The following is a 10341-nucleotide window of genomic DNA, read 5'->3' as shown; positions in this document are numbered from 1 at the left end:
CCTCCCGCTAGGAACCGCCATGCCCATCAAGCACTCCCTGCTCGCCATGCTGTCCGACGGACCCCACTCCGCCAGCCAGCTCCAGCAGCAGTTCAGCGAGCGGACACAGGCCGTCTGGCCGCTCAACATCGGCCAGGTCACCCAGACACTCGGCCGCCTGGAACGCGACGGTCTCATCGAGACCGCCGGCACCATCACCGGCGCCAACAACCGTCCCGCCGACACCTACCGCCTCACCACCGCCGGCTCCGAGCTTCTCGACGACTGGTGGTCCCGCCCCGTCCAACGCCCTCCCACGGAACGTGACGAGCTGGTGATCAAGGTCTCCCTCGCCGCGCAGAGCCGCAGCGTGGACCTCATCGGCCTGCTCGACCGGCAGCGTCGCGCCACCATCTCCCAGCTCCGGGAGCTGACCGCCCTCTCCCGCACCCTCGACCACACCCGCACGGCCGAACGCCTCCAGGTGGAGCGCCGGATCTTCGACCTCGAGTCGGAGGCCCGCTGGCTCGACCGCGTCGAGGCCCTGTCCAACCCGAAGCCCGAGGAGTCCTGACATGTCCCCCACCTCACCCGCCCCTCTGGAGCTGCAGAACGTCACCTGCGTCTTCGGCACCGGCGCCCGTCGCGTCGTCGCCCTCGAGGATGTCTCCCTCACGCTGGAACCGGGGGAACTCGTCGCCGTCATGGGCCCCTCCGGCTCGGGCAAGTCGACGTTGCTCAACGTCGCCGGCCTCCTGCAGCCGCCGACCTCCGGCCGCGTGCTTGTCGACGGCGTCGACGCCGCCGACCTCTCCCCCGCCCGCGCCGCGCAGCAGCGCCGCGCCCGGATCGGCCTGGTCTTCCAGCACTACAACCTCGTGCCCACCCTCACTGTCGGGGAGAACGTCTCCCTGCCCCTCGAGCTCGACGGCCGGAATCCGGCGGAGTGCCGGGAAGCCGCCCGCGTCGCCCTCCAGGAGGTCGGTCTCGACGGTCTCGGGGACCGCTTCCCGGAGGAGATCTCAGGTGGCCAGGCCCAGCGCGCGGCCATCGCCCGCGCACTCATCGGTGAGCGCTCCGTCCTGCTCGCCGACGAGCCCACCGGCGCCCTGGACACCACCACCGGTGACGATGTCCTGCGCATCCTGCGCGCGCGTGTCGACGCCGGCGCCGCCGGCATGATCGTCACCCATGAACCCCGCTTCGCCGGCTGGTCGGACCGCGTCATCGTGGTCCGCGACGGCCGCCTCGTCGATGACGGAGGTGACCTGCGATGAGCGCCCTGCTCGCCGCCTCCCGCCCGACCCGGCGCGACATGGCCCGCCACCCTCTGCGGATCCTGGCCGCCGTCCTGCTCATCACGCTGCCCCTGTTCATCGCCTCCTGGACGCTGACCGAGGGCCACTCCGAGCACACCGCCTCCCTCCAGGATCAGGGCCGCACCACGGCGACGTGGCAGGGCGGTTCCTGCGTCCAGAGCGTCAACGGCTCCGACGCCGACTGCACGTCCCCGCCTGCCGGTGACGATCCCCGGGTCCCGGAGATCCTCCGGGACAGTCTGCCAGCGGGGTTCACGGCGGAACTCCACGTCCACGCCTGGGGCGCCGTCTCCCACGGGGAGCGTCACGCCACACTCTCCCTCCAGCAGCACCCGGGCAAGCGCACCCCGGCCCCGGGCGAGGTGTGGCTGAACACCGCCACCGCCCGGGACCTGCGTGTGGAGACCGGTGACACCGTCACCTTCACCCCGCGGGGCACCGGCGAACCGGTGGAGCTGACCGTCGCCGGCACGATGCCGGGCTTCACCAGCCTCGTCGGCGCCCCGGGGCTGATGGATCCGGATGCGTTCCATCTCTCCGAGGGCCTGTACCCCACCTGGTCGATCACCGGGCCGGAGGAGTTCACCTGGGACGACGTCCTGGCGCTCAACGCGGTGGGCTTCACGGTCGTCTCCCGGGACGTCATCGACAACCCTCCGCCGCCGGAGGCCGTCGCCGAGCAGTTCCGCGGGGACCCCCTCGACCACGGGGAGAGGGTCACCTCCGTGGACGACTGGTCCATCCGCCTCATCACGCTGGCGGGCATCCTCACCGTCGGGCTGCTGGCGATGCTGGTGATCTCCCCGGTCTTCACCATCGCCACCTCCCGCATGGCGCGCATCTTCGCGCTCATGAGTGCACAGGGCGCGACCCCCTGGCACATCCGCCTGGCGGTGCTCACCTACGGATTCGTGGCCGGGCTCATCGGCGCCACCGTGGGTGTCGCCCTCGGTGTCGGGGCGGCGGCGGTCCAGTGGTTCCTCCGCTTCCCCGACTGGCCCTTCACTGTCCCGTGGGGGAGTCTGCTGCTCATGTGGGCGGTCGCCGTCGGCGGCTCGACTGCGGCGTCGCTGCTGCCGGCGTGGGTGGCCTCGCGGGCGTCGATAAGCGCAGGCGTGCAGGGGGCCTCCCCCGACCGGCTGCTGCGCTGGCGTCCGTGGATGGCGGTCGGCCCCGTCGGGCTGGCCCTGCTCACCGTGGGCATGCTGGTGCTGTGGGTGACCACCGCCCCCGGGACGCGCTACTACTGGTCCACCCTGCCGGCGCTCGCCCTGGTGGTGCTGCTCGCGGCCAGCGCTCCGGCGCTCGTGTGGGGGCTGGGCCGCCTCGGGCGCAACGCCCCGCTGGCGCTGCGGATCGCGCTCCGCGACGCCGGCCGGCAGGCGATGCGCAGCGTGCCTGCACTGGCGGCGGTCATGGCCGTGCTCGCCGTCGCGGTGGCGATCCACGCCGACCAGACGGCCTCGCAGTCCCGCGACCGTGCCCTCTTCGACACCGTCTACCAGGGGCAGTCGCTGCTCGTCTCCCCGGCGCCCACCCCCGGGGTGGCTCCGGACGCCGCGACGGTGGATGAGGTGGTGGCCATGGTGCAGGCGGAGACGGGGGCGTCGCAACGCATCGACCTGCGTGGCACCCGGTATCTCCCGGAGGACTCCAGGCACCATGAGATCGACCACGACATGGACGACGAGCGCCGGCAGCGCCAGGATCACGTGTCCGGCCCCCTGGAGCAGACGCAGCCCTCGCTGCTCGAGGCCTCGCCCGAGGTGCTCAGCCTGCTGCGTCTCGACGATGCTGACCGCGACCGCGCCCTCACCGCCCTGAGTGTCCCGGCCATCCTCGTCCCGGTGGGCACCCCCGAGAGTGAACTGAGGGTCCGCGAGATGACCTGGGACGACACACGCAACGAGTCCGTGGTCCTCGCCGAGACCGTGCTCCCCACGGTCCCCGTGCTGCCGGAACTCTCCCCGACGGCGCTGTTCACCCCGCCGGGGCTGGCGGAGCTCGGGGCACCCTCCGGCTACGTCGGCACGGTGATCGTCCCGGAGGAGCGGCTGCCCTACGGCGTGCAGGAGAGGCTGCGCCGGCGCGTCGCCGACGAGACCGTGGGCACCTCCCTGCAGATCAGCCCCGCCCAGTGGCTCGCCGACTGGTGGCCGGCCGGGTTCGCCGGGATCCTGGGCACCGGTGTCGTCGTCGTGATCGCGCTGGTGATGGCCCTGTCCTGGCAGGGGTCCCGCCGCCAGTTCGCGCTTCTCGACGCCATCGGCGCCCCACCCTCACTCCCCTCCCGGGTGTCCGGCGCCTTCGCCGGGCTGCTCGCCCTGGTGGGCTCCGCGGGTGGCGTGTTCTTCGGCTACCTCGCCGCCTTCATGCTCACCTCCCGGACACGGACCTTCGAGTCGGGACTGGTGCAGGAGACCGGCACCGTCGGCCACCTGGTGCCCGACTGGCGGATCCTGCTCATCCTGCTGGTGGTCACCCCGTTCGTGGCGTGGCTGGTCGGGCGGCTGTTCCACCGCCGGACCGGGGAACCGGAGTACCGCGAGACTTAAGAGGAAATCACCCCCGCAGCCCTCACCCCGTCGTTACACTTCTGCAACATCAGCAACACCAGCAACACGGGGTCTGAGCTGCGGGGATCGTCCATCCCACCCTTTTTCACACCCGTGACCAGCATGTTTTGCGTTGCCGACACCCCCTGCCCCCGGTACTTTTGACTCGATCCCGAACTCACGAAGGCAGGACCCATGTTCAGACGCGCCGGAGCCACGGCCCTCATCCTCAGCACCGCACTGGCCGCAGGCCTGGCGGCCGCGCCCTCCGCACAGGCGGAGGAGGTCTCTTTCCAGATCACCGAGGAAGGCGTGACCGGACTCGACGTCAACGGCGCCCTCACCACGCTGACCGCCCTGGGCCGGCTCGCCGACACCGTCGGCAACGCCGAACCCAGCGAGACCCCCGCCTTCGGAAGCTCCGAACTGCAGGTCATCCTCGACCCCCTCGAGGCCCTGCTCAGCGCCTTCTCGGTCGTCTCCTCCGAGGACATCAACCTCAGGGACCTCATCGGCACCGCCCAGCGCATGTCGCCGGTCCGCGGCCAGACCGCCGACGGCGCCACCGTCGTGTTCCCCACCTCCGGCCGCTTCACCTCCGGCTACGGTGCCCGCTGGGGCGCCACCCACGAGGGCATCGACATCGCCGACCCCATCGGCACCCCGGTGCTCGCGGTCATGGACGGCGAGGTCATCTCCGCCGGCGGTGCCAACGGCTTCGGCCAGTGGGTGCGCGTGCGTCACGACGACGGCTCCATCTCCGTCTACGGCCACGTCCACACCATCAACGTCTCCGTCGGGCAGCGCGTGACCGCCGGCGAGCAGATCGCCACCATCGGCAACGAGGGCCGCTCCACCGGCCCGCACCTGCACTTCGAGATGCGCCCCGGGGGCGGCGGCGCCGTCGACCCGGTGACCTGGTTCGCCCAGCAGGGCATCACCGTCCGCTAGAGCTTCTCCATCGGCACGCCGCCGATGAGCATGAGGCGCACCTTGCCGGCGGACCCGAAGTCGATGGTCACCGTCGCGCGGGCCCCGGAACCGTCGGCCGCGAGGACCGTGCCCAGCCCGTACTTGTCGTGGTTGACCCGGTCGCCCACGACGAGCTGCAGGTTGTTGTTCTTCGGGCGGGCCTTCGGCAGGCCCGGCTTCCGCGGGGTGGTGCGCTGCGGAGTCTGACGGCCCCAGCCGCCTCCCCCACCGCCCGAGTCCCAGGAGCTGCCCCAGGACTGCTCCGGCTCCTCGCGCCGCCAGTCGATGAGCTCCTCCGGCACCTCCGCCAGGAAACGGCTCGGCGGGTTCGTCATCGGGTTGCCCCACGAGGAGCGCAGCATCGCGCGCGTGAGGTAGAGCTGCTCGCGGGCACGGGTGATGCCCACGTACGCCAGACGCCGCTCCTCCGCCAGCTCATCCGGGTCGCCCAGGGCCCGCAGGTGCGGGAACTGGCCGTCCTCCCAGCCGGTGAGGAACACCACCGGGAACTCCAGGCCCTTCGCCGTGTGCAGCGTCATGAGGGTGACCACGCCCTGCTCGTTGTCGGGGATCTGGTCGGCGTCAGCCACCAGCGAGACCTTCTCCAGGAAGGCCTGCAGGGAGCCCGGCTCCGGCTCGCCCTCGTCGAGGGAGAACTCCCCGCCGTCCATCTCCGCGTAGGCGACCATGTTGGCCGCCTCGGAGGCGAACTCGCGGGCCACGGAGACCAGCTCGTTGAGGTTGTCCAGGCGGGCCCCGTCCTGCGGGTCGTTGCTCAGCTCGAGCTGCTCCCGGTAGCCCGTGACGTCGAGGATCCGGGAGATGAGCTCCCCGATGTCCAGGGAGGGCATCTCGGCGCGGATGCCGTCCATCATCTCGTTGAACTTCACCACCGCGTTCCGGCCGCGGGCGCCGAGGAGGGCGACCTTGTCCGCGGCGGCGTCGGCAAGCGCCTGTCCGAAGGACATGCCGTTGTTCTCCGCGTGCAGCGCCATGAAGGCCTGCGCGCGGTCGCCGATGCCGCGACGCGGGGTGTTGATGATGCGCCGCAGGCTGACCGTGTCATCCGGGTTCTCCAGGACACGCAGGTAGGCGACGATGTCACGGATCTCGGCGCGCTCGTAGAAACGGGTGCCGCCGACCACCTTGTACGGGATGCCGGCGCGGATGAACACCTCCTCCAGCGCGCGGGAGGCGTTGTTGGTGCGGTACATCACCGCGATGTCGCTGTAGTTGCGGCCCTTGTCGACGAGCGCGTCCACCTCACCCGCGATGAACCGCGCCTCATCGTGCTCGTTGTCGGAGACGTAACCGATGATCTGCGGGCCCTCACCGAGCGCGGTCCACAACTTCTTCTCCCGACGGCCGTCGTTGCGCGAGATGACCGCGTTGGCGGCGTTGAGGATCGTCTGCGTCGAGCGGTAGTTCTGCTCCAGGAGGATGGTGCGGGCCTGCGGGTAGTCGCGCTCGAACTCCTCGATGTTGCGGATCGTCGCCCCACGGAAGGCGTAGATCGACTGGTCCGAGTCACCCACCACGCACAGCTCCGGGGCGTCCGGCCCGGTGCCCACCAGCGTGGCCACCAGCATGTACTGGGCGTGGTTGGTGTCCTGGTACTCGTCGATGAGCACGTGGCGGAAACGACGACGGTAATGGTCCACCACCTGCGGGTGCTGCTGGAAGATGCGCACCACCTCGCCGATGAGGTCGTCGAAGTCGACGGCGTTCGCCGCCCGCAGGCGACGCTGGTAGTCGGCGTAGACCTCCGCGACGGTGATGTCGAAGGGGTTGCGGATCACCTCCGCGTCGGCCGCCGCGGACTCCGGGGAGATGAGCTCGTTCTTGAGGTTCGAGATCGCGTTCGCCAGCACCCGGGCCGTGAACTTCTTCAGGTCCAGCTGGTGGTCCTTCGCGATCATGCTCAGCAGCCGCCGCGAATCATCCGAGTCGTAGATGGTGAAGTTCGTGTTCAGGCCCGGCACCAGCTGCGCCTGCTGCCGCAGGATACGCACGCACACCGAGTGGAACGTGGCCACCCACATCCGCTCCGCCACCGGCCCCACCAGCGCGGAGACACGCTCCCGCATCTCCGCGGCGGCCTTGTTGGTGAACGTGATCGCCAGGATCTCCCACGGCGCCACCCCGCGGTCACGCATCAGGTGCGCGATGCGGCGCGTGAGCACGGCCGTCTTGCCGGAGCCCGCCCCCGCCACGATGAGCAGCGGCGAACCCGCATGCTCGACCGCCGCCTTCTGCTGTTCATTGAGTCCGAGAGTGAGATCAGTGGAGGTTCGCTGCATGTACAACAACCTACTAGTCGGTGCCGACATGACCCCTCGTGGCACAATGTCACCCATGACTGATGCTGCCCGCGACTTTGAGATCCGCATGCCCACCGGCACCGATGACCCGCTGTCCGACGCGGAGATCCAGCAGTACCGCCGGGAGATCGACCGCCTCGACCGCGTCATCCTCGACGCCGTCAAGCGCCGCACCGAGGTCTCCCGTGCCATCGGCAAGACCCGCATGGGTTCCGGCGGCACCCGCCTCGTGCACACCCGCGAGGTGGCGATCATCAACCAGTTCCGCGAGGAACTCGGCCCCGAGGGGCCCGTCATCGCCAACGCCCTGCTGCAGCTGGGGCGCGGTCGCCTCGGCTGAATGAGCCCCCGCCACCGCACCGCTGAGCTCGTCGCCGAGTTGCACGCCATCACCGCCGAGCTCGAGTCGTTGTACCCCGGTCGACGCTTCACTCCCGACGGCCACCTGGTCGGTTCTCTCGGGGAGGTGACGGCGGCTGATCTGTTCGACATCACTCTCCGCCCGGCCTCCACCACCGGGCACGATGCGGTGACCACTGATGGACGCCGCGTCGAGATCAAAGCGACCTATCAGAATCGTGGCGTCGGCATCCGTGCGACCTCAGCGGAGAACGCAGACCTCCTCATCGTCCTCCGCCTGCCCAAATCGCCCGAAGAAGAACTGGAGATCGTCTACAACGGCCCGTACGACAAAGTGCGCAACGTTCTCGGCCGGGTGCAGTCGAACGGCGCGTCAAGCATCAGCCTCAGCCGTCTGCGTTCCCTTCAGCAGTCCGTGCCGTCGGCTGACCAGGTACCGCGCCGCTGAGCCGGCATGACCTCCTACTGGAATCACAACACCGCCTATCACCCGTGGTTGCTGCGCATCATCGCCGAGCAGCCCCGCGCCCGCGTGCTCGATGTCGGGTGCGGCGACGGTCTGTTCCTGGAGAAGTTCGCCCCGCTTGCCGACGCCGTCGTCGGCCTCGAACCGGACCCCGTGACCGCCCGCCGCGCCGTCGAGCGCCTGGCGCACGTCCCCCACGCGCGCGTCGAGAAGCAGAGTCTCGCCGAGCACATCCCGGACGCCCCCTACGACGTCATCATCTTCGTCGCCAGCCTCCACCACATGGACCTGGCAACGGCGCTGACCAGGGCGAAAGACCTGCTCAGCCCCGGCGGTGAGCTGCTCGTCGTCGGGCTGGCCACCAACCGCAGCCCGGGTGACTGGCTCATTTCTGCGCTGCAGGTCCTGCCCGTCCGCCTCGCATCGTCGCCGCACCCCCGGGAGAGCCTGGCCGAGATCCGCGAGGCCGCGCGGGAACTCCTGCCCGGCGCGTGGATCCGGCGGGGCCTGTACTACCGCTATGTGCTGCGCTGGCGGAACCCCTAGAGCGGCAGCGAGATGAATTTCGGCTCGAGGTACTCGTGGATGCCCTCGAAGCCGCCCTCGCGGCCGATGCCGGATTCCTTGACGCCGCCGAACGGGGCGGCAGGGTCCGAGAGGGCGCCCTTGTTGACGGCGACCATGCCGGCCTCGATGCGTTCGGCCATGTTCAGGGCGTGGGTGAGGTTCTCGGAGAAGAGGTAGGCGGCCAGGCCGAAGGGGGTGTTGTTGGCCATCTCGATGGCCTCGTCGTCGGTGTCGAAGGTGGCGACGGCGAGGACGGGGCCGAAGATCTCCGTCGTGAGGATCTTGGCCCCCTCGGCGATGTCGGTGAGCACGGTCGTCGGATAGTAGTAGCCGCCCTCCGGCAGGCCGGCGGGCAGTTCGCCGCCCAGGGGGCGGGAGGCGCCGTGGGACAGGGCGTCGTCGACAAGCGAGGACACGACCTCCAGCTGGTCGTCACCGGACAGCGGGCCGTAGGTGACGCCCTCCTCGGTGGCGGGGCCGATGCGGAAGGACTTCATCACCTCGACGGCCTTCTCGACGAACTCGTCGCGGACCGAGGAGTGGACGAGGAAGCGGTTGGCGGCGATGCACACCTGCCCGGCGCCTCGCATCTTCGCGACGGCGACGGCCTGGGCGGCCAGGTCGAGGTCGGCGTCCTCGCAGACGATGTAGGGGGCGTTGCCGCCGAGTTCCAGGGACACGCGCAGGGAGTGCTGCGCGGCCTTCTCGGCGAGCATCTGCCCGACCTCGGTGGAGCCGGTGAAGGTGAGCTTGCGGAGGCGGGGGTCGTCGAGAAGCGCGGACACCCGCGACGCCGACGAGGTGGGCAGAACGGCGAGCACACCGTCGGGCAGGCCGGCCTCGGACAACAGCTTCGCCAGGTACAGCATGGTCAGCGGCGTCTTGGACGCCGGCTTGACGATCATCGTGCAGCCGGCGGCCAGCGCCGGGGCGATCTTGCGGGCACCCATGGCCAGCGGGAAGTTCCACGGCGTGATGGCCAGGCAGGGGCCGACGGGCTGGTGGTGGACGATGATGCGGGCGTTGCCGGCGGGGCTGTGGCGGTAGTCGCCGCGCACGCGCACCCCCTCCTCCGCGAACCAGCGGAAGAACTCGGCGCCATAGGTGACCTCGGCCTTCGAGTCCGGCAGCGCGCGGCCCAGCTCCGCGGACTGCAGCCAGGTGAGCTCCTCCTCGTGGGCCATGATCAGTTCGAAGGCACGGCGGAGGATCTCGCAGCGTTCCCGCGCGGGGGTCGTCGCCCACGCGGCCTGCGCGGCGCAGACCGAGTCGAGGGCGCGGCGGGCGTCGTCCTCGGTGGCGGAGGCGACCTTCGTCAGCACCGTGCCGTCGGAAGGGTTGATGACATCGAAAGTGCCGGAATCGGAGGCGTCGGTGAAGGCGCCGTCGATGAACAGGCCCTTCGGGGCGGAGTCGAGAAGTGTGGTGGGGTTCATGACCCCACCTTTACTCCTTATTCCTGTGCGAAGTCCGTGGAGTCCAGGACGACCTCGAATTCGAGCAGGTCCGCCCCGGTGGCGACGGGCTGGCGCTTCTCCCCGCCGTGGGCGGCACGTGCGTCGCCGTCGCGCCAGGCGGCGTAGGACTCCTCGTCGGCCCAGCGGGTGACCACGAAGTAGCGGGTGTCGCCGGCGACGGGGCGCAGGAGCTGGAAACCCTCGAAGCCGGGAGAATTGTCGACGGCGTGCTTACGGGCGGCGAAGCGCTCCTCGAGCTGCGGGCCGGCGCCCTCGGGAACGGTGATGGCGTTGATTTTCACGATGCTCATGCCCCCCATTGTGCCCAACCCGCCGCTTCCCCGG

General features: G+C 70.2%; 10 protein-coding genes. 7 read left to right on the top strand and 3 right to left on the bottom strand.

All coding sequences use genetic code 11. From position 1 onward, the window contains the following. Window positions 1-19 precede the first annotated feature (19 nt). The 4 genes from GXZ33_RS08065 to GXZ33_RS08050 all read left to right on the top strand — a co-directional run bounded on the left by GXZ33_RS08065 (window position 20) and on the right by GXZ33_RS08050 (window position 4804). Entirely contained in the window at window positions 20-553 is a 534-nt protein-coding gene (locus tag GXZ33_RS08065) for a PadR family transcriptional regulator (RefSeq protein ID WP_291340328.1), read from the top strand. 1 nt (window position 554) lies between these two features. Beyond that, window positions 555-1256, top strand: a complete 702-nt coding sequence (locus tag GXZ33_RS08060) for an ABC transporter ATP-binding protein (RefSeq protein WP_291340327.1) — start codon at window positions 555-557, stop codon at window positions 1254-1256. Further along, window positions 1253-3853, top strand: a complete 2601-nt coding sequence (locus tag GXZ33_RS08055; protein ID WP_291340326.1) for an ABC transporter permease — start codon at window positions 1253-1255, stop codon at window positions 3851-3853. The genes GXZ33_RS08060 and GXZ33_RS08055 overlap by 4 nt, the downstream gene beginning before the upstream one ends. Before the next feature lie 195 nt (window positions 3854-4048). Further along, window positions 4049-4804, top strand: coding sequence for a M23 family metallopeptidase (locus GXZ33_RS08050; RefSeq protein WP_291340325.1), 756 nt, complete (start codon window positions 4049-4051; stop codon window positions 4802-4804). Here GXZ33_RS08050 and pcrA read toward each other — a convergent pair. Then, window positions 4801-7125 carry a DNA helicase PcrA gene (gene pcrA, locus GXZ33_RS08045; RefSeq protein WP_363237110.1) on the bottom strand — a complete coding sequence of 775 codons (2325 nt, stop codon included), beginning with the start codon at window positions 7123-7125 and terminating at the stop codon, window positions 4801-4803. The genes GXZ33_RS08050 and pcrA overlap by 4 nt on opposite strands. A gap of 55 nt (window positions 7126-7180) precedes the next feature. Between pcrA and GXZ33_RS08040 the strand changes: the two genes are divergently transcribed. Genes GXZ33_RS08040 through GXZ33_RS08030 form a run of 3 tightly spaced genes read left to right on the top strand, consistent with a single transcriptional unit; the run spans window position 7181 to window position 8518 of the window. After that, window positions 7181-7486: a chorismate mutase gene (locus GXZ33_RS08040; RefSeq protein ID WP_291340323.1), complete on the top strand. Its 306-nt coding sequence runs from the start codon at window positions 7181-7183 to the stop codon at window positions 7484-7486. Continuing rightward, a complete protein-coding gene (locus GXZ33_RS08035; protein WP_291340322.1) occupies window positions 7487-7954 on the top strand; it encodes a hypothetical protein in 468 nt (155 codons plus the stop codon). Between the two features lie 6 nt (window positions 7955-7960). Further along, window positions 7961-8518 carry a class I SAM-dependent methyltransferase gene (locus GXZ33_RS08030; RefSeq protein WP_291340321.1) on the top strand — a complete coding sequence of 186 codons (558 nt, stop codon included), beginning with the start codon at window positions 7961-7963 and terminating at the stop codon, window positions 8516-8518. Here the strand turns inward: GXZ33_RS08030 and GXZ33_RS08025 are convergent. After that, window positions 8515-9975, bottom strand: a complete 1461-nt coding sequence (locus tag GXZ33_RS08025) for an NAD-dependent succinate-semialdehyde dehydrogenase (protein ID WP_291340320.1) — start codon at window positions 9973-9975, stop codon at window positions 8515-8517. The genes GXZ33_RS08030 and GXZ33_RS08025 overlap by 4 nt on opposite strands. 17 nt (window positions 9976-9992) lie before the next feature. After that, a complete protein-coding gene (locus tag GXZ33_RS08020; RefSeq protein ID WP_291340319.1) occupies window positions 9993-10307 on the bottom strand; it encodes an antibiotic biosynthesis monooxygenase in 315 nt (104 codons plus the stop codon). Between the last annotated feature and the right edge of the window lie 34 nt (window positions 10308-10341).

The sequence above is a fragment of the Corynebacterium sp. genome, from assembly GCF_012838985.1.
In the GTDB taxonomy this organism is placed as follows: Bacteria; Actinomycetota; Actinomycetes; order Mycobacteriales; family Mycobacteriaceae; genus Corynebacterium.
Note: the sequence above shows the minus strand (reverse complement) of the source record. Positions and strands in the feature narration are given on the sequence as shown.

Coding starts and splice junctions, on each gene's coding strand:
- GXZ33_RS08025 (WP_291340320.1), bottom strand. CDS start 9,975: ATGAACCCCACCACACTTCTCGACTCCGCCCCGAAGGGCCTGTTCATC.
- GXZ33_RS08065 (WP_291340328.1), top strand. CDS start 20: ATGCCCATCAAGCACTCCCTGCTCGCCATGCTGTCCGACGGACCCCAC.
- GXZ33_RS08060 (WP_291340327.1), top strand. CDS start 555: ATGTCCCCCACCTCACCCGCCCCTCTGGAGCTGCAGAACGTCACCTGC.
- GXZ33_RS08055 (WP_291340326.1), top strand. CDS start 1,253: ATGAGCGCCCTGCTCGCCGCCTCCCGCCCGACCCGGCGCGACATGGCC.
- GXZ33_RS08030 (WP_291340321.1), top strand. CDS start 7,961: ATGACCTCCTACTGGAATCACAACACCGCCTATCACCCGTGGTTGCTG.
- GXZ33_RS08035 (WP_291340322.1), top strand. CDS start 7,487: ATGAGCCCCCGCCACCGCACCGCTGAGCTCGTCGCCGAGTTGCACGCC.
- pcrA (WP_363237110.1), bottom strand. CDS start 7,125: ATGCAGCGAACCTCCACTGATCTCACTCTCGGACTCAATGAACAGCAG.
- GXZ33_RS08040 (WP_291340323.1), top strand. CDS start 7,181: ATGACTGATGCTGCCCGCGACTTTGAGATCCGCATGCCCACCGGCACC.
- GXZ33_RS08020 (WP_291340319.1), bottom strand. CDS start 10,307: ATGAGCATCGTGAAAATCAACGCCATCACCGTTCCCGAGGGCGCCGGC.
- GXZ33_RS08050 (WP_291340325.1), top strand. CDS start 4,049: ATGTTCAGACGCGCCGGAGCCACGGCCCTCATCCTCAGCACCGCACTG.